Here is a 22,672-nt window from a genome sequence, read left to right on the forward strand (position 1 = left end):
TATATCCCAATCAACTCAACAATAACCAATCGTTCCAAAAACGATACAATATGTTGCTTTTTTAACATTTCATCTCATTACTCTAAAGATTAAAATTATTTTAATGACAAAATAATGATTCGGAGATTGAGCATGACAACTTATTTACATCACAGTGAAGATCGTGGGCATGTCAAAGCTGGCTGGTTAGAATCGAAACACAGCTTCTCGTTTGGTAGTTGGTATAACCCTGAATTTATGGGAATAGGATCTTTACGCGTCATTAATGATGACATCATTGCAGCACATAAGGGCTTTGGCACACATCCGCATGACAATATGGAAATATTAACCTGTGTACTTCAAGGTACTATTTCTCATAAAGATAGTATGGGCAATCAAAGTCAAATTCATGCAGGTGAATGGCAGTTAATGAGTGCAGGAACAGGCATTCAACACAGTGAAGTCAACCAAGGCGATGAAGCACTGCATCTCCTGCAAATCTGGATTATTCCAAATGTACAAAATGCCGAACCGACCTACCAACAAATTGAATGCGACCCTAAACAAACACCAAATGTATGGCAGTTAATTGTTGGCCCAAATGCCAATGCACCGATGCATATTCGTCAAAATGCAGAAGTAAAAACAGCATTTTTACAAAAAGACCATACCTTAAATGTAGAAGCAACCCAAAAATTTAACTATGTGCATGTGATTGAGGGTGAAATTGAAATTTTAGGACAAGTTGTAAAAGCCGGTGATGCTTTGTTTTTTGATGATCTTGCAACCATCCAAGCGCATGTAGATAGCCAATTTATTTGGTTCGATTTAAATAATTAAGTACTTTTATCCAAATTCCCTTTTATTTAAGTTATACAGCGCGAATAGAAGGGAATTTCAAGCCTTGATTTTACAGCCGAAAACTGAGAATCATGCCGCCTACTCTATAGTACTGATCATCATTTATGTATGGAAAAAATTTACACTGACTAACCATCATTGTGCCGTATTCACTATTTATTGCTATACAATAGATACACATGCTGAAATTCAGAATTTAGCTATTTCTAAAACAAATCAAAAATAGCCTAGCCATTCAATCTACTCAACAGTTTTATCTAAATAATCATATTCAGAACGTCATTTTTAAAATAAGAAGTACATACTTCGATCAAGTTATTTTTATTTAAAAAGTTGCATCGCAAGACATTAAATCATTTGTTTTTTTAATAGTATCCATTGAAATTTGACCCTGCTAAGCCTGCTCTTCATTCACAGCCTCTTTCAACCACTCAATAAAAGCTTCATTTTTTGGCCACTTAAGATCTTTTTGTGAAGCAACATAATAATGCTGGTCACAGCGCAAATACATCTCTTGAAATGGCATCACCAACGCTCCAGTTTCTATATCCTTTTGCACTAATCTTTTTCTGCCCATGGTAATACCTAAATTATTTTTGGCCGCAATCAATGCCAGATCAGAGCGATCAAAGCTAATCCCTAAAGAAGTATCGATATTGGCATTAAAATAGGTTGCCCAACTGCTCCATTCATCGGTTCCAGTACCATTACTCCATGCTTGGCAATCATGCAGCAAGGTACAATGTTGTAAGTTTTCAATACTCCCCCTTAAATTAAACTTTGCCGCATATTCAGGGCTACATACGGGAATAATATGTTCATCCATCAGATATTGATAGTTCAATTGAAATGAAGGCTGATTATCAAAATAGAGGGCTAAATCTATCCCAGTGCGTTGAAAATTAATATTTTCATTACCCGTCAAAATAGATAACTGAATGAATGGATAGCGTTGAATAAAATCGGAAAGTTTCGGAACCAACCAACATTGCGCAATAGAAGGTCTCGCATAAATGGTGAGAGATCCTGCCAATGCCTGATTTTGTATCGCTTTAATTTCAGTATTTAAATGATCCAATGAGGATTGTAAAGCCCAAAAAACACGCCTCCCCTCATTGGTTAATTCCACCTTACGGTGTAATCGTAAAAATAATTTTATATCTAGTTCTTTTTCTAATAAATTAATTTGGTGACTCACAGCACTCGGGGTCAAAAATAGTTCTTCTGCAGCTAATGCAAAGGATTCATGTCTTGCAGCGACTTCAAAGGTATAAAGTTTTGACAATTGAAAACCCGTCAGGGTTTTATGTGGATTGTTCATTCATCTATCCTCAGTCCATAGGTCATGTTATTCATCAGAAATAAAACCCATTCATGGTACCCAATACAACATTGGAACTTAAAATCTATTTAAAGATCAATGCTTATTTCACTACATTTTTCAGATGAATTATTTTAACTCAAACACAAAATTTCATCATTTGACGTTGCGCTTTTATTCCACTCAAATAGATTAATCGGAATTTTGTCATGGAGACGTTAGGTATGGAAGCCAATTTCTGGGATGTCGGTATCTTACTGACCAGTATCTGTTTAATCATTTTCACTATTTTAAAATTCAAACTGCATCCTTTTTTGGCTTTACTTCTTGCCAGTTTCTTTGTGGGTGTTGCTATGCAAATGCAACCACTCGAAATGATCAATGCGATTGAGAATGGTATTGGAAGCACCTTAGGTTTTCTTGCAACGGTCATTGCATTAGGAACCATTCTTGGCAAAATGATGGAAGTCTCTGGGGCTGCCGAACGTATTGCGCTCTCCCTGCAACGTTGTAAGTGGCTATCCACAGATATCATCATGGTGCTGATTGGCTTACTGTGCGGTATTACTTTATTTGTTGAAGTGGGTGTGGTTTTATTAATTCCTTTGGCCTTTTCCATCGCCAAGCATACCAAAACTTCTTTATTCAAGTTAGCAATTCCTCTTTGTACGGCATTAATGGCAGTACATTGTGTGGTTCCACCTCATCCAGCAGCACTGTATGTCACCAACAAACTCGGGGCTGATGTCGGTACCGTCATTGTTTTTGGTCTTATGGTTGGCTTGACAGCTGCTCTTGTTGGCGGCCCACTATTTTTAAAATTACTGGGAAATCGCTTACCTTTTAAAGCTGTTCCTCAAGAATTTTCAAATTTAACCCTCAGAGAAGAACACACACTTCCTTCATTAAAAGTCACATTATTCACGGTGTTTTTACCGATTGGGCTAATGCTTATTAAAACCATTGCCGAATTGCATTCAAAAGCACAAACGCCGCTATACCAATTCTTAGACTTTATTGGCAACCCAATTACAGCCATGTTTATTGCGGTATTTGTAGCTTACTATCTGTTAGGTTTACGTCGCAAAATGCACATGGTAACCTTATTAAAAGATACAGAAAGTTCATTTTCTTCTATTGCGAATATCTTATTAATTATTGGTGCTGGCGGTGCATTCAATAGCATTTTAAAAGCCAGTGGCTTAGCCGATTCAATGGCCGTTCTACTCTCACACTTACATATGCATCCCATCTTACTTGCATGGTTAGTTGCCTTGCTTCTACATGCAGCAGTTGGCTCAGCGACTGTAGCAATGATGGGAGCGACTGCAATTGTGGCACCAATGCTGCACCTATATCCTGATATTAGCCCTGAAATTATGGCTATTGCGATTGGTTCAGGCGCGATTGGCTGCACCATTGTTACAGATTCTTTATTCTGGTTGGTTAAACAATATTGTGGCGCGACCTTAGGTGAAACTTTTAAATATTACACTTCTGCAACCTTTATTGCCTCGCTGATTGCGCTGGGCTGTACCTTCCTGCTTTCTAATTTTATTTAAGCTTTTATGAGTACTCTTATGAATTCTGATCAACTTAAGCAACTTGTACTGCAACATCCTATTGTTAAGGATCTAATCGAACTAAAAGAAACTGTTTGGTTTAATCCTAACTTCACGGCGCTTGCAGAAGGTTTACCCTATGTCGGGCTCGACCAATCAGATATTGATGATGCCCGTGATCGCTTAGCACGCTTTGCCCCGTATTTGGTCAAAGCCTTTCCAGAAACAGCAGCGACTGGCGGTATTATCGAATCTGAACTTGCTGCTATTCCCAATATGCAACAGCAACTCGAACAACATTTTGGTCAAACCATTAATGGTAAACTTTGGCTTAAAAAAGATAGTCACCTACCAATCTCTGGCTCAATTAAAGCTCGTGGCGGTATTTATGAAGTGCTCTGTCATGCTGAAAAACTTGCGCTACAAGCAGGTTTACTCACCATTGAAGATGATTATTCAAAACTAAATACCCCTGAATTTAAGCAATTTTTTAGTCAATACAGCATTGCTGTAGGTTCTACAGGTAATTTAGGACTTTCAATTGGCATCATGAGTGCGCAATTAGGCTTCGATGTCACAGTACACATGTCAGCAGATGCTCGCCAATGGAAAAAAGATAAACTACGCTCTCATGGTGTAACAGTCGTTGAATATGCGGAAGATTATGGTGTCGCTGTAGAACAAGGACGCAAAGCCGCGCTAAAAAATCCAAACTGTTTTTTCATTGATGATGAAAATTCACGTACTTTATTCTTAGGTTATTCTGTCGCAGGACAACGCCTAAAAACTCAATTAGAGCAACAAGACATTGTTGTAGATCAAGTACACCCTTTATTTGTTTATTTACCTTGTGGCGTTGGTGGTGGCCCAGGTGGCGTTGCATTTGGTTTAAAAATGGCATTTGGTGATCATGTACATTGCATTTTTGCAGAACCAACACATTCACCATGTATGTTACTGGGTGTTGCGACAGGTTTACATGATGAAATTTCAGTACAAGAGATTGGTATAGACAACATCACAGCGGCAGATGGTCTAGCTGTTGGTCGTGCATCAGGATTTGTTGGTCGTGCTATGCAAAGACTACTCGACGGTTTTTATACCTTAGATGATCAAACCATGTATTTATTACTCGGCATGTTGAATCAGTCTGAACACCTCAAATTAGAACCGTCTGCTTTGGCAGGAATGCTCGGACCAGTCGTGATCAATCAACATCCAGATTATGCTGCACTGCACCATTTTACTGAGCAACAATTACAAAATGCCAATCATATTGTTTGGGGAACTGGCGGTGGTATGGTTCCTGCTGAAGAAATGGATAAGTACTTAGCCAAATCTAAAGCTTAATATTTAAAAATACAGCACTTGTAAAAAAAGGAGATAATATCTCCTTTTTTTACATTATGTATCTGCAACATAAAATAAGCTGAATTTGAGTAGGCATCCTATTTAATTTCACCTATCTTATTGATTCGAGATTATTTGGCTGTTTTCTTCTTATTTAAACTTTCATACTCTTTGAATTTTTCATCGGCAAATTTTCGCAAAGAATCACCAATCGCAGCATATTGATACTCATTTAAGTTTGCTAAAGATGCACGAGCTGAAGGATGCATTACACCAAATCCAGAACCTGGTAATAAAACCACGCCCGTTTCCGCGGCAACACGGAATAGCAATTCCGTCGGATTTTTATTGTTCATGATCCACGTCGAAAACTCCTCGCCATAAAGTGTACGCGAAATTTTTTCTAGGTTAATAAGCGTATAATAATCGACACTATTAGGATCTTGAGGGGCATCGACTCCAAGATGGCGATATAATGTTTTATTCCGTTCACGGACAACAGATTTGACGGCTTTCCTATAAGCTTGACGTGAATCCATCATATCAAATAATGCAAATAGAACCATCTGAACTTGTTGTGGCGTAGAAAGCCCTGCAGTATGGTTTAATGCAACATTACGGCTATCTGCAACCATACGATCAATAAATTTCATACTCGATGGATCTGTGGTTACTGATGAATAACGTTCTTCTAATTCCTGTTTTGCTTTTTTAGGTAAGGCCGCAATTTTTTTATCTAAAATATTATTATCTGATAATGCAATTACCCCTAAGCGCCAACCCGTTGCACCAAAATATTTTGAGAATGAATACACCAAAATTGTGTTATCTGGACAAATAGAGAAAATCGATTGAAAATTATCTGCAAAAGTTCCATATACATCATCAGTAAGAATAATTAAATCTGGACGCTTTTTAACAATATCCGCCAAAATCGCAAGTCCTTCATCACTCATTTTAACTGAAGGTGGGTTACTCGGATTAACGAGGAAAAATGCTTTAATGGATGGATCTTCAAGTTTGCGTAATTCAGACTCAGGATATTGCCAATCAAGATTAGGATCAGCTTCTATAAATACTTCCTCAAGCTGATAATCATTTAATTTTGGAATTTCTAAATAAGGCGTAAAAATTGGAGTTCCAATCGCAATGCGATCCCCTTTCTCAATAATTTTATTTTCTTTTAGAGAGTTAAAAATGTATGCCATGGCGGCAGTACCACCCTCGACAGCAAATAAATCGATGGAATTTTTCGCTAAACCTTGAACACCCATCTCTCTCAAGACATATTCTTTAATAATAGTTTCGCTGACACGAAGCATCCGATCAGGGACAGGATAGTTACAGCCTAAAATTCCTTCAACCATTTCCAATAAAAATTCATCAGGATTAAGGCCTAATTGGTCGCGAACATAAGAAATAACTTTACCTAAAAAGACGACACCAGGCTTATCACGGTTTTCTAAAATAAATTGATCAAAGCGTGATTGCAATGCAACAGGACGCGGAAAACCACCTAGTCCTTCAGGCATATATGAAAATGAAAACTCTGATTCAGTTGCGGCAAATAATCCCAATTGGAAAAATGCCCGACGAGGTACAGTTGCCAAAAAATTAGGGTTTCCACGCCCAGCATTTAACATCATGCGGTCTGTACGACTTTGAGCTAATGCAATCAGTTCATCTTTAAGTTCAAATGGGCTAAGTTTTGCGTATTTAGAGTAATCAACATTCCCCATGGGAAGTCTCCTTGAATAAATATAATCGAAAGTAAAAAATGTATAAATCTAATGTATTCAATAATTTTGTTAGACCAGCCCGACAATCAGTGGTCCCAGTAATGTTAAAAAGACATTTGCTAAAGCATAAGTAATTGCAAAGGGAACGGTTGGAATTGAGTTTCCAGCTTTATCCAGTACACCACCAAAAGCAGGGTTTGCACTGCGCGAACCAGATAGCGCACCAGCCATAACAGCAACATTGTTATAACGTAGTACATATCGAGCAAAAAGCATCGAAAGTAAAAGAGGTACTAAAGTCACTACAACACCGATAAGAAAGAGTGACAGTCCACTATCTCTAATGGTATGAATTGCCTGTAAACCAGACTGTAATCCAACAGCAGCGACAAAACCTGCAAGTCCTAAATCTTTGAGAAGCTGTGATGCAGCAAGAGGCATATTGCCGTGTAATTGATTACGACTACGGAGCCATCCAAATAACAAACCTGAAAGTAAAGCACCACCACCTGCACCCAATGTTAGAGGAACACCGCCGATACGAATTACAAATAAGCCAATAATTAGACCAACAACCAGACCAGCACCATGAAAAACCCAATCTGTTTTTAAGCTTTCAGGAAGTGCCGTACCCGCTTGTTTTATTAAGCGATTAAGATCATTTTGATTACCATAGACAGTAACAATATCACCTTGGCGTAAAACAGTTTCATCAATTAATGGCAATGCTTCACCCTTACGCTTAATTCTTAAAACATAAATGCCATGCTTTAAAGATGTAGGTGTATTGGCTTTAATATCACCAAGTGTACGATTAAGATATTCAGAGTTATTGAGGATCACATCAGTTGTGTCCATCACCACTTCCATACCAGACGACGATTGCAGTTCAGTTCCGATATGATTCGATATTGCAACAACCCCAGCACGTCGCCCTACAACCAAAACAATATCATCGGTCAACAAGACGGTTTCAGGGCTTATATCTATAAATTTATCTTTACGTTTCAAGCGTTCAATTGTTACGCTACTACCTTTCTGCTCAATATCGGCAACACTCTTACCATTTGCCTGTTCAACTTTATAGATACGACCAACAAGTTCAGGCACTGCTAATTCTTGGCCTGGCGTCAGTTCAAAAGCACCTTTTAAACGCTCAGACTGAGCTTTGAGTGCATCATCACGAATTTCGCGCCCCATAAAACGGGGAAGAATATTGACACAAACAATAATTGCACCAAGCGATCCAAAAATATAAGTAACTGCATAACCAATAGCGACATTGGCTTGCATTTTTTGGATTTCAACTAAAGGTAAATCAAGACGAGATAATGCATCACCTGCTGTACCAATAATCGCTGATTGCGTCATACCTCCAGCAGCGAGACCTGCTGCAAGTCCTTTGTCTAAATGGAAAATTTTTGCCATGACCAATACTGTAATTAGGCCACACACTGCCATAAAAATAGCCAATAAAATCTCTTTTATGGATTCAGGCCCAAGAGATTTAAAAAATTGAGGACCACTTTCAAAACCAACTGCATAAATAAACAGTGCGAAAAGTATTGCTTTAACACCGTTATCGACTGGAACACCAATCAAGCTTAATATGACTGCAACAAGTAGAGATCCAGCCACACCACCAAACTGGAATTTACCAAATTGGAATTTACCTATCCAAAAGCCTATAGCAAGAGATAAAAATAGAAGTATCTCAGGACTATGTTTTAGTTCACTTTGCAACCATTCCATTATTTTTAATCCTCGTACTGATTTTTGTCATATATTGGAATTACATTTGCAGTATTTAATTGATATTAAAATATTTTAACTATTAATAAGTTATTCAATATTATTCATCAATAACCAGCCAATTATCTAATTTTAATTAGCCGATGGAAGGCTAAAGTACTCTCTTTTATATAATTTAGATTATTTGATAAATATATCCCGTATATTCTTCATTTAAATATTACCTTTTGTATTCTTATTATTAAAAAAAATATTTAAATGTAATTATTAACATTACAAACTAATATATTGTTATAAAAAAACATCAAATCAAACATAAGTTATACAAATAATCAGTATGAAATTATAAAAAATTCTAACCTATCTCCTATATTAGACAACTTGCATAACTCACAAGAAGATCAATTGCTGCTCTGTTTGAGCTATTGGCGTGAGTACCGCACTTTATTCCCTGTTGGAATGACTTATGGTGTTTCAAAAGCAACGGCTTCAATAATCATTAGCTATGTGAAAGACTATTTAATTCGCTCTAAGAAATTTAATTTACCGAAGAAACCACCTGCTGGTGGAGGTTTGGATTGAGATATTGTCATCGTAGATGCAACATAAATAGCCGCACAACATACTGAAAAAAAAGAAAAAATCTATAGTGGCAAGCAAAAGGCACATACGTTTAAAGTACAAGCGATCATTCATTATAAAACACGGAAAATTCTCAGTTTATGTATGTGCAAAAATGCAGTACACGACTTTGAATTATTAAAAAGAAACCAGCATTTAATTCCAAAAGCATCGTTTGTATTAGCGGATAAAAGTTATCAAAGGATCTACGCGATTTATGAAAAAAGTTTAATCCCAATAAAAGCAAAATGAGGATGGAAATTAGATCCTGTCTTAAAACAACATAACCGAAAAATTAATAAAAGAAGAATAGGGATTGAGCATGTATTTGGTGTACTCAAGACCTTTAAAATACTTTCAGTAGCGTTATCGAAACAGAGGGAAAAGGCTCGGCTTAAGATACAATTTAATTGCTGAAATTTACAACTTAGAAGTGGATTAAAAATAAACTATGAAAGAGACTTATTAAAATATAATACTCCTTGTTATTTTTAATGGGCTTTACTGTACAAAAATTTAAATACTACAACCTTCCTAAAATTTATTAGTATACTTTTATTTTTTATAGATAGTTGAAATCCGATACCATCCAATTCAATCACAAAGCTATGAAACTTTAAATAAAGCCTGTGACTATAGGCAAGGATAATAAAAATAAGGATTTAAGCCTGAATTAATATTGAATAGCTTTATCTGGATAAGTTTGATTCGGCTTGTTGCATTAAACGTAAAGCTTTCAGTGTCAATAGCTCAGGATCACCCGGGTCTGCACCGACCAAAAAATCTCACTTTTCGGTGTTTTCACTCTTGTAAAGCCTGTTCAATCAACTGATCCGCTACAGCAATATTGTCATTAAAACTTGTTCTTTTAGGGGACTTGCATATAAGTCTTCCCAAAAAATACGGCGCTCATCAGGAGTGCTAATTTTTTCTTTAACAACTGAACGCTATTTTCCAGAAAAATCAGCAAGCTTTCCCATACTTTAAGGAATAGTTGCTTCAAGTTGGGTACGAATTTGGCGGGATAAAACAGGAGATGTACAATTGGTTGCAATCGAAATAACCAAAGGTAAACGATCAACAATTGCTGGTACCATGAAGCGACAATGCGGTGGATCATCAACACTATTCACCAAAACATTTTCAGCCTCACAGACTTCAAAGATCTGTTGATTGGTGAGTTTACTGTCTGTTGCTGCAATGACCAAGCGATATTGACGTAGATCTAAAGATTTAGAATTGTGTAGATTTAATTGCTGTTCAAATGTGGCTTGAACATATTGCCCTTGGCTTTGCACGACAATCTCTAATAGATTCGCATCAACTTCAGGTGCAATCACACTAATCACTGCACCTGCTTTAGCTAAGAGCACAGCTTTACGATAGGCAATGTGTCCACCACCGACAACTAGACAAGGTTGCTGTTGCAACTTTAAAGAGATTGGGAAAATATCCATATTCAAAGACCCCTTGTTTATGATGAAAATTGATAGGTTGCAGGCATTAATTTTCCTTGTTCTAACATCAATATTTCAGCGTGTAAAAATACTAACTCATCTACATGGTGCGTCACATAAATCATCGGCAAATCAATTTCCTCTTTTAATCTTTTTAAGAACGGTAAAATTTGCTGTTTTAATTGATGATCAAGCCCTGTCAAGGGTTCATCCAACAGCAATAAATGGGGTGAAGACAATAAAGCACGACCAATAGACACGCGCTGTGCTTCTCCACCAGAAAGCTGATGCGCTTTACGATGAATTAAAGGCTTTAATTCGAGTAAATCAACAATCTCATTAAAATGAAATTTACGATCTGCGTGATTAACCTGTTTTTCTGCATACATTAAATTTTGTTGTACATTCATGTGCGGGAACAATAGTGCATTTTGAAAAATCAGCGCAATTTTCCGTTGATACATCGGCACATGAATGTTTTTTTGCTGGTCAAATAAAACCTGTTGATTAAACTGAATTAAACCTTGTGTTGGATGTAATAAACCGACAAGATTTTTTAAAAATGTACTCTTGCCACTACCAGATGCACCGACAATCCCCAATAATTGATCTTGCATTTCAAGCTGTATATTTAACTTAAAATCTGCCCTCTGATATTGAAAATCACAACATAGCATGAGGTTATCCTGTTAATTTCCGTTGATATTTCTGTAAGATAAAGTAATTGGCAATCAGTGCAGAAAAAGCAAGAATTAAAGAAAGAGTGACCAGACGCATCGCCATCTGTTCACCATCGGGTTGTTGTAAAAAGGAATAGATGGCGATGGGAATGGTACGAGTTTCATCAGGAATATTTCCGACAAACGTCATGGTTGCACCAAACTCGCCCAGACTACGGCTAAAACATAAAATACTGCCAATCAAAATCCCTGGCAGTGCCAAAGGCAAATTAATACTGAAAAATACTTTCATCGGACTAGCTCCCAAAGAACCTGCAATGTGTTCAAGCTGTTGATTCATCATTTGAAAAGACAGTCGAATTGGTTGCACTATTAACGGAAAAGCCACAATCATGGAGGCCAATACTGCACCTTTCCAATTAAATGCCAATTCAATACCCATTTGATGTAAATATTGTCCAATCCAGCCTTTATTGCCAAATAATATCAACAATAAATAACCCAAAACCACAGGTGGTAATACCATGGGTAATTGTAAAAAGGCTTCGAAAATAAATTTCAGTCGGAATTGATAACGAGCCAAATACCACGCCAATGCAATCGCAAAGGGAATGCAAAACAGTGTTGCAAAGCAGGCAACTTTTGCCGAAAGGTAGAGTGCACTTAGTTCTTCAGGGCTTAGCATCCAACATCCCTCTCACTCTTTGCCTATTTTATTAATTTTTTAGTCATTATTGGTTAATGCTAAAACCATATTTTTGAAAGATAATTTTAGCTTGTGGACTGCTTTTTACAAATTTTTCAAACTGTACGGCATCCCCATTCTTTTCACCCTGTTTGGTTAAAGCCAAAGGATAAAGAATCGGATGATGTGAGTTTTCAGGGAATGTCCCAATCACTTTTACCTTTTTGCTGATGAGTGCATCGGTTTTATAAACAATACCAACATCACATTCACCACGTTCTACAAATGCTAAAGCAGAACGAACATCATCTGTACCGACAATTCTCCCTTTCAAACTGTCGAGCCAATTGAGTTTGATTAAACTTTGTTTGGCATATTTACCCGCAGGAACAGATTCCATTTGACCTGTACACACATGTCCTTTAAAGGATTGTGCAAAATTAAAATTGGGTTGTGCTTTAAATGCAATATTTAATTTTTTTGGGCTAATCAGAACCAATTGATTTGACAATAAAGCTTTGCTTTTATTTTCAGTAATCATTTGTTTTTTAATTAAATAATTCATCCAATCGACATCCGCAGAAAAGAAAAGATCACTCTTTGCCCCCGCTTCAATCTGTTTAGCCAATGCGGATGATGCACCGAAAACAGGTACAATATCGGTCTGAGGATGTTGCTTTTCATAAATTATAGCAATATCTGAAATCGCATTGGTTAAACTCGCAGCAGCATATACCTTGACGGTTTCAGCTTGGGCTAAATTGCATAGACTGAATAATGCTACTCCAATCATTAAATTTTTCATGCTTTCTCCAATTACAAATTCTTGATATTTAGCGCAATAAATGACTTTATTTAGATGAAAAATCCATCTACAACTTGCCCTGCGCATATTTTTTCCCCTGCAGGAATACGAACCAAAGCATTGGCGTGCATCAAATTGATCAGCATATGTGATTGTTGATTGGACAAACTACTCACTTTTAATGTTGCTTGAGTAAAGCTGACACTCATGCGTAAAATGCGTTCCCGTGCATCGGCTTTTAAATCGTGGGTCAATGCTGCTTTAAAGCCATTGGGAATATGTCGATGCCCCTGCAAAGCATTTAAAATCGTTTGAGTATAAATGTGCATTCCAACATAGACCGCAGCAGGGTTTCCGGGTAAACCTAATAAAGAACAAACAGATCCATCTGTTCTGATAAATTCTGCAAACAGCATCGGCTTGCCAGGTTTTTGTTTCACTTTCCAAAATATTTGCTGAAAACCTAAATCCAAAGCGACAGGTCGAATAAAATCATAGTCACCGACAGATACACCACCGGTGGTTAGAATCAGATCGTATTTTTGATTTAAATCACCTAATAAACTGTTTACAACCTCAGCTGTATCTGCGACATGAAAAATATCAACTTTTTGGTTTTGTTGTTGAAACCATGCCTGAATAAGCGGTGCATTGGCATCAAAAATTTTCCCTGCTTCAAAATCTGAACTGCTTTTTGCGACTTCATCCCCTGTAATCACCACTGCGATTTTAGGATATTGATAGACTTGAACCTGTTGCACACCTGCCATACTCAGTGAAGCAATGGCACCGACTGATAATTGTTGTCCTGCTTGTGCCAAAAGTTGCCCAACAGTAATTTCTTCACCTGCATCCCGAATATCGGCATGAATTTTTAAATGTTCTGTTATTTCGATGGATTCAGCGTTAATGATCTGAACAATTTCCTGCCTTGCCACAGTCGTTGTACCTTGTGGAATTTCAGCACCTGTAAAAATCCGTAGCGCCTGCCCTGCCTGTAAAGTCAATTCTGCACTTTGCCCTGCACGAATTTCACCGATTAAAGTAAATTGGCTATGCGCTTGTATAACATCTTCTAAATGATTTTCTAAAGGATCAGCTGAATTAAGCGCATAACCATCCACTGCACTTTGTGAAAATAAAGGCAATTGAATGGCTGAAAAAATATCTTCGGCCAAATAACAGTTTAAAACAGCATTCAATGCAAGTGTTTCAGTACCTAAAGGTTGTATTTTTTCTAAAATCAAAGCTAAAGCCTGATCAATCGAAATCAATCCTGATTCCGTTCCACAGCCCGAATGTGTGGCAGACTCTGCTTGAAACGAGATTATTTCATTGATGCTTTCACTCATTCATAACCACCTTGATGTGGAATATTTTTTTGCACATCAAATAAATGAACCAACGCAGGTAAAATTGCGATTAAGGACTCTTTGGCACCCTGACGACTTCCCGGCAAAGTAATCACTAAACTGTTATCAATATAACCTGCAACTCCGCGACTGAGTGCAGCATAGGGCGTGCGTTTCTGTCCAAAACTACGGGAAGCTTCCATCAAGCCCGGAATTTCACGCTTCAATAAGGGTTGAATAGTTTCCACGGTTAAATCTTTTGGCCCTAAACCAGTACCACCCACGGTTAAAATTAGCGGATATTGATTTTTTTGCTGTTCAATCAAGGACAATAATTGTTCATGGCTATCTGCAATCACTTGATAGCTGATATTGCTAAAATTCGCTTCCTGTAAAATTTCCAAAACATTTTGTCCTGCGGTATCGGGCTTTTTACCCGCAGCGACTGTATCTGACAGCACAATCACCGATGCAGATAACACCTCTTTTAGCGCACGGGTAAAATGCGACTTACCGCCTTTTTTCTTGTCTAATTTGCACTGATCCAAACTTAAATCTTCAGGCTCACAATGTGGTTTCAGCATGTCATAGAGAGTGAGACCTGCAAGGCTGACTGCTGTCAATGCCTCCATTTCTACGCCCGTTGGGCCAATCGTTTCAACAGTTGCAATAATTTTTACATAATTTTCAAATAGTTCGAAATCCACATCTGCACGATAAATTGGCAATGGATGACACAATGGAATCAGCTCATCGGTCCGTTTTGCCGCTAAAATGCCTGCTATACGTGCTGTTTTAAGCGCATCGCCTTTTTCGGTATTGCCATTGCGAAGCAATTCAATGCAATGTGGCGGTGCGTACAAAATACCCGATGCAATTGCAGTCCGATAGCTTTCCGCCTTCATACCTACATTTTTCATGACAATATCCTTCAGTGCTGATACAACTTTATAGGTTTAGAGCATTCATTTAAATTATGATTGAAGTGAATGCTGTTGATGTGATTCATCACTTTATTAATGTGCTGTATCATGACAATGTTCATGCATGTGATGATGGCTATGTGAGTGATGCTGATCCTGATCTAAACTTTGATCTAAATCCTGCCGAATACAACAACCTTCTACATATTGGCTTGTCCCATCACAGTAAAATTCTTCTTTCCATACAGGCACTTCATGCTTGACCCGTTCCACCACTTCTTCACACGCCTGAAATGCTTCACGGCGATGCGCTGCATAGGCAATGGCAATAATCGCTGTTTCACCAATATCCAAAGCGCCAATTCTGTGAATCACCCGTACATAAGACACGCCGTATTTTTGTTGAATATCCTGTTCAATCTGACGAATCATTTTTTCCGCTACAGGTGCATAAGCTGTATATTTCAAAGCCTGAACGGCTTTACCTTCATGGTGATTGCGCACCGTGCCAATAAATACACCAATGCCCCCACACTCAGGAAAATGTTGAATGTCATCAAAAATATCCTGTGTAAATGCGTAGGTCTGAATCCGTGCAAAATGTTTTAGTGCTTGCATGATCAACCTCCTGCGACAGGTGACAGCATGACAAGGGTACTGTCATGATTGAGTAGCGTTTGCCTTGACACAATATCTTCACCAACGGCGCAAGCACAGCGTCCAAGCATTTTTTGCGCATGTGGATATAACAGTTCCACTTGTGCTAAAACATCTGCAATGCAGCTTGAAGCATCACACTGTAGGATTAAATCACTCGGTAATTGCCGTTCAATTGCACCAAAGGCTTCAATTTTAATTTGAATATTTGACATCTTTAACCTCCAAGCATATGCATACTGATTTTTCGGGATGCCTGCTGCGCTGTTCGGGCTTGAATAGCATCATAGCCTTGTTCTTTTTTCCAAATATAAGCACCAATTTTTTGCAATAATGCTAACTTCTCAGAGGTGCTTTCAGGCATTTTTTCAACTTTTGATAATGCAAATTGTCTTGAAGCTGACAATAGCGCTTTAATTTCTGTTTTCAGCTCTAAGCCTTTTGGCGCAAACAAACAGTTATACAATTCGCCCTGTGCCGTTAAACGAATGCGATCACAATCACCGCAAAATGAATGACTGATAGTGGAAATAATACCAATCGAATGTTTTTTGATGAGATGACTGACGCCTAAATGACTGTTGATTAAATATTGCCGTGCAGGATTGGCTCGATATTTAGCCGATGGTTGTACCTGAATTTGTACATCAAATTCAGTCGCCAATATCGCTAGAATCTGTTGCTCACTCACCACATCCGCAACCGACCATTTTTGATCACCATCAAGTGGCATAAACTCAATAAAACGTAGCACAATATCCTGCTGAATCGACCATTTTGCCAAAGGTAAAATCTGATTGTCATTCATACCTTTCATTAAAACCGTATTAATTTTAATCGGCAATCCAACTTCTTGTGCCATAGAAATCCCTGCCAATACAGGTGCCAACTCTTTTTGGGTCAGTTGTTTAAATTGTTCAGCATCCAAACTATCCAAACTTATATTCAGATCATCCAAACCTGCATTCTTCAGTGCTTCAGCATATTTTTTTAAATAATGCGCATTGGTGGTCATCGAAATACGTTTTAGACCGATTTTTTTGAGTTGTTGTAATTGTTCAATAAAATGTACCACACCTTGGCGCATTAAAGGCTCACCGCCTGTAATGCGGATATATTCTATGCCTTGCTGCACCATAAAATGGCAAAATTGATAAAGCTCTTCAAAACTGAGTAAATCCTGTTTTTTTACCCACTCAGGATGCTCAGGCATACAATAGACACACTTAAAATTACAGCGATCAGTCACTGAAATTCTAAGTTTGCGCTTTTGACGACCAAATTGATCATCAAATACGGCTTGTGTTTCCAATGGCATCATCACATTCATTCTGAGCACTCACCTATTTGGGTATTTAAATTTTGCACTCTATTTATGCTTCAACTTAAAACAGCCCAATCCATCCTGATGACTTGTTATTATTAGAGATAGCAATAAGTGTTCCAACTTTGTGCCAAAGTGAAGATTTGATTGAATTAATGGAGAAATTTTAGTTGTTGGTACTGCTGTAACTCATCTAATGAATTAATACTGTGAAAAAAGAGTGCATGATTTTTAAAACATACCACTTGAGCGTGCAAAGATTCAAAACACTGCTTTAAACTGCGCTGTTTTTGCTCAAGCTGTGCCACTAATGTGGGCAAACTGCTGCGCTTTAACAAACAAAATGGATATAAAGCAGTTTGATTCATTTCCACATAAGCCACTTCTGCCTTCGGGTTTTTAGCCAAAGCCTGATGCAACTTTGCCACGACATTGGATGGAATATAAGTTACATCACAGGGGACAAATAGCACATGATCAGATTCTACATGCGACCACGCACTTTTCATTCCCATCAAAGGCCCTAAAAAGCCACGTTCATCATCCTGATAACAATGAATGCTCGGAATAATTTTCTGATAAATTGAATCATCCCGATGGCTGTTAATCCACACAGTCGTTACAGTAGATTTAAGTTGTTGATGGATTTTAATCAATTGAATTTGATCATCAAATTTCTGCAAAAGTTTATTCATGCCATTCATACGCCGAGCCTGACCACCTGCAAGAATAACCAAATCAGTGGCAGGATAATCCACCTTCAAACTCACTTTCCGATAGATTCTTTTTACTGTGTTACGCAAGTCTATTTTTTTAAATGTGTCTTCTTTCATAGCTTTTATATTCATTGATTTTAGATTAAACGCCTTTATTTTCATGTTCATAACCGTGCCTCCATCTGACAAATTTTAATCAAACCACGAATTTCAGGTAGACATGAACCACAATTTCCACCAGCTTTTAAACACGCTGTGACTTGTTTTTCATCGGTGATATTTTTGGCTTTAATGGTTTCAATCATGCGGTTTTTCCCGACTTTAAAACAACTACAGACCAAGGCCCCCTCACTGTTCCCCATCGACATCGGTTGCCCTGCCAATAAAGCTTTACGATGCATTGCACTTAAGCGTTCTCGCTTAAACAAACTGGCAATCCAGTCCCGATCAGGCAATAATGCTTTTGGTGCAATATATAAACTAGCAATTAAAATGCCATCTCTGAGCACAATGTTATGACTGATATATGCCGATGGATCTTCTACATTCAGCCACTCAAAACTTTCATCCTCAAAAGCTAAAAGTTCTTTGAGCTTTTCAGTGGTCGCAGATATTTTTCGACGATCTGCCAACTCATAACGGGTGGCTTTTGCTGTAATAATTTTGGTCCACCACACCATTTTATCCACTGCATTTTTTGTATAATGTTCAAAACCTTGACGAACATATAACACGCCTTGCCACTGCGTATAAAAAGGCTGAATAATGACAGGTGTATGTTTAAATTCAGGCTCGCCCGAAATTGCATCGACCACAGGATTGACCACTTTACCAATTCTCGCATCGGATGCTGTTTGCTCTGTCCAATGAATGGAGGCAAAAACCTGACCACGGCGGATTTTATCGCTTAGCACGACACGTAAGACACAACTTCCCCATGCTGACTTCACTTCAACCAATTCAGTATCTTTTAAACCAAATTTCAAAGCATCTTGAGGATGAACCTCGCAATAAGGTTCAGCTTTATGGGTACTTAAATTGGCAGAAAGACCTGTACGAGTCATGGTATGCCATTGGTCCCGAATTCGACCTGTATTTAAAATCAAGGGGTATTCACTGTCGGTTTGATGTACAGGATCAACGACGGATGTGGCAATAAATTTGGCTTTCCCATCAGCATGGCTGAAATGACCATCGGCATACAAACGCGCCACAGCATCTTCTTTTTGTTCGCTTGACCATACAGGCCATTGAATCGGTGCTAAATTTTGATAATCGGTAATGCTTAAATCGGTTAAACCACTTAAATTAAAATAACGGAAAATAGAATCATCTGTTCGATCTATAGGTTGTACATTTTGATAGGCAGATAATTGCGCATGTTCTTTAAAAATGTCATGGCTACTGGTGAAATCAAAGCCATCAAAACCCATCTTTTTTGCGACTTGCGAAATTGACCACCAATCGGCTTTACATTGTTCAGGTACGGCTAAAAAAGCATTCTGACGGGAAATCCGTCGTTCTGAATTCGTGACCGTACCTTCTTTTTCGCCCCATGCCAGTGCAGGTAAAAGCACATCTGCATATTGTGTCGTATCTGTTTCTGCACAAATATCAGACATCACCACAAACTCACACTTTTCTAAAGCACGCTTTACTTGATCAGCATTGGGTAAACTCACCACAGGATTGGTCGCCATAATCCAAATGGCTTTGATTCGCCCACTTTCTACAGCCTCAAATAGATCAACGGCTTTTAGACCTGCTTTTTGTGCAATGTATGGACTCTTCCAAAATTCCTGAACCAATTGTTGATGTTTAGGATTTTCAATCTCCATATGCGCCGCCAACATATTGGCAAGTCCACCGACTTCACGCCCGCCCATCGCATTCGGCTGTCCTGTCATAGAAAATGGCGCAGCACCAAGTTTGCCAATTTTGCCTGTTAACAGATGACAGTTGATAATACTGTTGGCTTTATTCACGCCTTGTGAAGATTGATTAACTCCCATCGAAAATAAAGTCATGACTTTTTCAGTCTGAGTAAACTTTTGATAAAACAATTCCAATTTTTCCAGTGAAATCCCTGTTTTTTGTGCCACGTCATAAATAGAGGATTCACTGTGACTACTGTCCAAAGCAGCTGTTAAACCTTGGGTATGCATCGTTACGAAATTTACATCGGCTTTGCCATTTTGATATAAGTACTGTAATAAACCATTAAATAATGCAACATCTTGCCCAATCAGAATTGGAAGATGTAAATCCGCTGCTTCACACGTCGCAGTAAAACGAGGGTCAATGACCACAACAAAAAGATCGCGTTCTTCTTTGGCTCTCATAATTCGTTGATATAAAACAGGATGACACCAAGCTGTGTTTGAACCAACCAATACCACCATATCGGTATGTTCAAAATCCTGATAACTTGCAGGAACAATATCTTCCCCGAAAGCACGTTTATGTGCTGCGACAGCAGAAGACATACACAGACGAGAATTAGTGTCGATATTAGCTGTGCCCAAATAACCTTTAACAAATTTATTGGCGACATAATAATCTTCGGTCAACAATTGCCCCGACACATAAAAAGCAACACTTTCACGCCCATACTCATCTATACAATGTTGAAATTGCTCTGCAATTTTTGTTGTGACCGTATCCCAATCACTTATTTGACGTTGTGCCTTACGTCCAAGCATCGGCTGTAAAACACGACTTTCCAAACCAAGCGTATCGGCTAAATTACTGCCTTTAATACACAATTTTCCAAAATTGGCAGGATGATGAATATTTCCTGTGATCGTTACTTTTTGCCCCAAACTCCCCATTTGTACCTTAGCCGTCACGCCACAACCCACACCACAGTATGGGCACGTAGAATCCGTAGTTTTAATATTATTGTCTGTATGACTTTCTGTGGAGCCGTGCAGTTCCATCATAGGGATACTCTTCATTTCCTGCTGTGCTCCTTATTCCCAATCAAACTCATTTGGGCGTTGCTTTCATTTTCTAGAATCAACCCAAATATCTAAATTCACGATGATATAAACTATCGTGTAGTGGCATGGATGCCACCGTTGGACGGGGGTACAGGACGTACCCCTCGCACAACAAAGGATTTTTGTCACTTTTGATCCCTCAAAAGTGAGGCTACACCTACGCAAATAAAATTTAACTTAAAATGAAAATGTGAGGTCGTGACTTCTATTTTCCTGATAAGTAATGAATCACCCTGCTTGTTTTAATGCAAAATCTCGACCAAACAGTAGTTTATTGCGAATACTTGAAATTGAGCTTTGATCTGCAATCAATTCTGCATACCAAACACCGTCTTCGGTGTCACCAAACAACACAGCACCAATCATTTTGTCTTTTTGAATGATAATCCGTTTATAAATTTGGCGTTTTTCATCATTCAAAATAATGTCTTCATAGTCTTCTTTCGGCTCGCTATTTTCTAAATCAGTTCGACCTGCGGAAAACACATCACAACCACTTACTTTTAACTGCGTGGGTACGGTTGGCGCTTTAAAAGTTAAACTACCATGTTCGGCTAAATGAGTCGCACAAATGAAGGCTTGTCCCCACAATGGTTCAACCAATCCAAAAGTTTGATTACGATGTTCGATACACTCACCCACAGCATAAATACTCGGGTCAAACGTTTGCATGGTGTCATTTACTATCACACCACGATTACAGCGTAATCCCGCACTTTGTGCCAATGCCATATTTGGACGAATTCCGACAGCAAAGACCACCAAATCAGCATCTAAAATTGTGCCATCTTTGAGTTGAACTTGAGTAATGTGACCATCTTGTCCGATAAGTTCTGAGGTATTTGCATCCGTAATAATCGTGATGCCTTTTTGTTCAATACTATGGCGCAGCATTACACTGGCTTTACTATCAAGCTGACGCTCCATAATCCGATCCATCAAGTGCAAAACAGTCACATTCATGCCACGTTGTTTTAAACCATAGGCTGCTTCAAGTCCCAGTAACCCACCACCAATCACCACAGCATTTTTCTTATTTTTACAATAATCAAGCATGGTATTTACATCATAAATATCACGGAAGCTAATCACGCCTTTTAACTCGGAACCAGCGATGGGAGGAATAAACGGTTTTGAACCAGTGGCTAAAATCAAACGGTCATAATCCACTACCTGACCTTTTTGGGTATAGACTTGCTTCCGTGGGCGATCAATTTTCACAGCAGGATCATCGGAAATAAAATTGATATTTTTCGACTGATACCACGAATGTGGATGCAACATAATATCTTCAATGGTTTTTTCACCTGATAAAACAGGCGACAACATAATGCGGTTATAGTTACCCCATGGCTCTTCACCAATCACGGTAATATCATAGCGGTCAGGTGCCATATCCAATAAATCTTCCAAGCAACGCATACCTGCCAAACCATTACCAACCAAAACAAGTTTGGTTTTTTCCTGTGAAGATGGATTGTTGGTAATATAGGTTTTTTGTGCTATCGGGCAGACAAAAACACAACCATTTTCAATCTTGCTTGGAAAAACCAAGAGTTTTTGTTCTTTATCTTCTAAGCAACGCCCTGTCGCAAGGCTGAAATGTTGTTTATAAATAGGGGATGCGACCACACGTTCGCCCTGTAGATCCCCTACAATCCCCCGTGACATCACAAAAGCCTGACTAAATGGATCTTGATTACTTAAGGCATAGACCCGTTTTTCATTCCCGACACGGAACAATGCAATTTGTTGTTGATTGATGATTGCACCCACACCTGTATTTGGCGTGATGTCATCTAGACTACAAATTTCAATCCAGTCCAATTCATCTGTAGCATTCATTTCTTTTAAAATCGTCATATTTATTCTCCTTTATTCAA

General features: G+C 38.3%; 20 protein-coding genes and 2 pseudogenes. 6 read left to right on the forward strand and 16 right to left on the reverse strand.

Going from position 1 to position 22,672, the window contains the following annotated elements:
• Positions 1-132: 132 nt before the first annotated feature.
• Positions 133-822, forward strand: a complete 690-nt coding sequence (locus B9T28_RS08205) for a pirin family protein (RefSeq protein ID WP_086203503.1) — start codon at positions 133-135, stop codon at positions 820-822.
• A gap of 415 nt (positions 823-1,237) precedes the next feature.
• Here the strand turns inward: B9T28_RS08205 and dsdC are convergent, their stop codons facing one another.
• Positions 1,238-2,164 carry a DNA-binding transcriptional regulator DsdC gene (gene dsdC, locus B9T28_RS08210; protein ID WP_086203504.1) on the reverse strand — a complete coding sequence of 309 codons (927 nt, stop codon included), beginning with the start codon at positions 2,162-2,164 and terminating at the stop codon, positions 1,238-1,240.
• Between the two features lie 209 nt (positions 2,165-2,373).
• Here dsdC and dsdX point away from each other — a divergent pair, with 209 nt between their 5' ends.
• Positions 2,374-3,726: a D-serine transporter DsdX gene (gene dsdX / locus B9T28_RS08215; RefSeq protein ID WP_252053568.1), complete on the forward strand. Its 1,353-nt coding sequence runs from the start codon at positions 2,374-2,376 to the stop codon at positions 3,724-3,726.
• A gap of 18 nt (positions 3,727-3,744) precedes the next feature.
• Entirely contained in the window at positions 3,745-5,076 is a 1,332-nt protein-coding gene (dsdA, locus tag B9T28_RS08220; protein ID WP_086203506.1) for a D-serine ammonia-lyase, read from the forward strand.
• A 131-nt stretch (positions 5,077-5,207) separates the two neighbouring features.
• Here dsdA and B9T28_RS08225 read toward each other — a convergent pair whose 3' ends face one another.
• Together B9T28_RS08225 and aspT are read right to left on the reverse strand one after the other, a co-directional pair.
• Positions 5,208-6,815: a bifunctional aspartate transaminase/aspartate 4-decarboxylase gene (locus B9T28_RS08225; RefSeq protein ID WP_086203507.1), complete on the reverse strand. Its 1,608-nt coding sequence runs from the start codon at positions 6,813-6,815 to the stop codon at positions 5,208-5,210.
• Positions 6,816-6,884: 69 nt separating this feature from the next.
• Positions 6,885-8,570 (reverse strand): aspartate-alanine antiporter, encoded by a 1,686-nt coding sequence (gene aspT / locus B9T28_RS08230; protein ID WP_086203508.1) that lies wholly within the window; start codon positions 8,568-8,570, stop codon positions 6,885-6,887.
• Positions 8,571-8,948: 378 nt separating this feature from the next.
• On the opposite strand from aspT, the gene B9T28_RS08235 reads away from it, so the two are divergent.
• The 3 genes and pseudogenes from B9T28_RS08235 to B9T28_RS15150 all read left to right on the forward strand — a co-directional run.
• On the forward strand, positions 8,949-9,149 hold the full coding sequence (locus B9T28_RS08235; RefSeq protein ID WP_171263483.1) for a helix-turn-helix domain-containing protein: 201 nt from the start codon (positions 8,949-8,951) through the stop codon (positions 9,147-9,149).
• 27 nt (positions 9,150-9,176) lie between these two features.
• Positions 9,177-9,440, forward strand: coding sequence for a transposase (locus B9T28_RS15145; protein WP_086203510.1), 264 nt, complete (start codon positions 9,177-9,179; stop codon positions 9,438-9,440).
• A gap of 21 nt (positions 9,441-9,461) precedes the next feature.
• A pseudogene (locus B9T28_RS15150) lies at positions 9,462-9,605 on the forward strand (transposase family protein); the annotation flags it as partial.
• Between the two features lie 419 nt (positions 9,606-10,024).
• On the opposite strand, the pseudogene B9T28_RS15190 reads toward B9T28_RS15150, so the two are convergent.
• The 13 genes and pseudogenes from B9T28_RS15190 to nirD form a co-directional block, all read right to left on the reverse strand.
• Positions 10,025-10,123, reverse strand: a pseudogene (locus B9T28_RS15190) (hypothetical protein); the annotation flags it as partial.
• A 48-nt stretch (positions 10,124-10,171) separates the two neighbouring features.
• Complete coding sequence (locus B9T28_RS15195) at positions 10,172-10,645, reverse strand: precorrin-2 dehydrogenase/sirohydrochlorin ferrochelatase family protein (RefSeq protein ID WP_434057127.1); 474 nt, start codon at positions 10,643-10,645, stop codon at positions 10,172-10,174.
• A gap of 17 nt (positions 10,646-10,662) precedes the next feature.
• A complete protein-coding gene (locus B9T28_RS08250; RefSeq protein ID WP_086203511.1) occupies positions 10,663-11,322 on the reverse strand; it encodes an ATP-binding cassette domain-containing protein in 660 nt (219 codons plus the stop codon).
• Positions 11,323-11,326: 4 nt separating this feature from the next.
• Positions 11,327-12,010 carry a molybdate ABC transporter permease subunit gene (gene modB, locus B9T28_RS08255; protein WP_086203512.1) on the reverse strand — a complete coding sequence of 228 codons (684 nt, stop codon included), beginning with the start codon at positions 12,008-12,010 and terminating at the stop codon, positions 11,327-11,329.
• Positions 12,011-12,056: 46 nt separating this feature from the next.
• A complete protein-coding gene (gene modA / locus B9T28_RS08260; RefSeq protein WP_086203513.1) occupies positions 12,057-12,815 on the reverse strand; it encodes a molybdate ABC transporter substrate-binding protein in 759 nt (252 codons plus the stop codon).
• 50 nt (positions 12,816-12,865) lie between these two features.
• Entirely contained in the window at positions 12,866-14,167 is a 1,302-nt protein-coding gene (locus tag B9T28_RS08265; protein WP_086203514.1) for a molybdopterin molybdotransferase MoeA, read from the reverse strand.
• Entirely contained in the window at positions 14,164-15,087 is a 924-nt protein-coding gene (moaCB, locus tag B9T28_RS08270; RefSeq protein ID WP_086203515.1) for a bifunctional molybdenum cofactor biosynthesis protein MoaC/MoaB, read from the reverse strand. The genes B9T28_RS08265 and moaCB overlap by 4 nt, the downstream gene beginning before the upstream one ends.
• A 96-nt stretch (positions 15,088-15,183) precedes the next feature.
• Positions 15,184-15,708: a molybdenum cofactor biosynthesis protein MoaE gene (locus tag B9T28_RS08275; protein WP_086203516.1), complete on the reverse strand. Its 525-nt coding sequence runs from the start codon at positions 15,706-15,708 to the stop codon at positions 15,184-15,186.
• Between the two features lie 2 nt (positions 15,709-15,710).
• Complete coding sequence (locus B9T28_RS08280; RefSeq protein WP_086203517.1) at positions 15,711-15,962, reverse strand: MoaD/ThiS family protein; 252 nt, start codon at positions 15,960-15,962, stop codon at positions 15,711-15,713.
• Between the two features lie 2 nt (positions 15,963-15,964).
• A complete protein-coding gene (moaA, locus tag B9T28_RS08285) occupies positions 15,965-17,077 on the reverse strand; it encodes a GTP 3',8-cyclase MoaA (RefSeq protein ID WP_086203518.1) in 1,113 nt (370 codons plus the stop codon).
• Between the two features lie 146 nt (positions 17,078-17,223).
• Positions 17,224-17,904: an NTP transferase domain-containing protein gene (locus tag B9T28_RS08290; RefSeq protein ID WP_086203685.1), complete on the reverse strand. Its 681-nt coding sequence runs from the start codon at positions 17,902-17,904 to the stop codon at positions 17,224-17,226.
• 47 nt (positions 17,905-17,951) lie between these two features.
• Entirely contained in the window at positions 17,952-20,744 is a 2,793-nt protein-coding gene (locus B9T28_RS08295) for a nitrate reductase (RefSeq protein ID WP_086203519.1), read from the reverse strand.
• Positions 20,745-21,017: 273 nt separating this feature from the next.
• Positions 21,018-22,652 carry a nitrite reductase small subunit NirD gene (nirD, locus tag B9T28_RS08300; protein WP_086203520.1) on the reverse strand — a complete coding sequence of 545 codons (1,635 nt, stop codon included), beginning with the start codon at positions 22,650-22,652 and terminating at the stop codon, positions 21,018-21,020.
• Positions 22,653-22,672: the final 20 nt, after the last annotated feature.

Source organism: Acinetobacter silvestris (assembly GCF_002135235.1).
In the GTDB taxonomy this organism is placed as follows: domain Bacteria; phylum Pseudomonadota; class Gammaproteobacteria; order Pseudomonadales; family Moraxellaceae; genus Acinetobacter; species Acinetobacter silvestris.